General features: G+C 37.2%; 1 protein-coding gene. It reads left to right on the top strand.

Going from position 1 to position 503, the window contains the following annotated elements:
• Positions 1 to 395: 395 nt before the first annotated feature.
• On the top strand, positions 396 to 503 hold a 108-nt coding region (locus tag IDG60_RS02405; RefSeq protein ID WP_142236232.1), incomplete at its 3' end, for a cation transporter.

Genomic DNA, 503 nt, shown 5'->3' with positions numbered 1-503 from the left:
TTAGATTGAAAAAGATGCGATTAGAACCACGCCGTAAAGATGCCTAGATTCCTTAATAATGAAGGATTCGTTGGTGATTCTGAGATAGGCTAGTGATTGGCTCTATAATGTCGCGGTTTACAGTTGGATTTTCGCTCCAACTGCATATATAGTTACACTTTTCGCTTGGCGAATTAGTGTATCTTACCTAATAGCTCCGCCTATTAGGTTCCATCATTATTATAAATAATAAGTACACTACGGTTTACAGTTGGATCTTCGCTCCAACTGCATAAGAGCCACTAATTATTATAAATAATAAGTACACTACGGTTTACAGTTGGTCCTTCGCTCCAACTGCATAAGAGCCACTAATTATTATAAATAATAAGTGGCTCTAAAAGGAGGTGAATGCTATGTCACAAGAAATTTTAAATGTTGAAGGTATGAGCTGTGGTCACTGCAAAAGTGCTGTTGAATCTGCATTAAATAATATTGACGGTGTCACTTCAGCTGACGTTAAC

Source organism: Staphylococcus sp. EG-SA-2, from assembly GCF_017152085.1.
The sequence above is the reverse complement of the archived record's forward strand: the minus strand, read 5'-3'. Positions and strand labels throughout refer to the sequence as shown.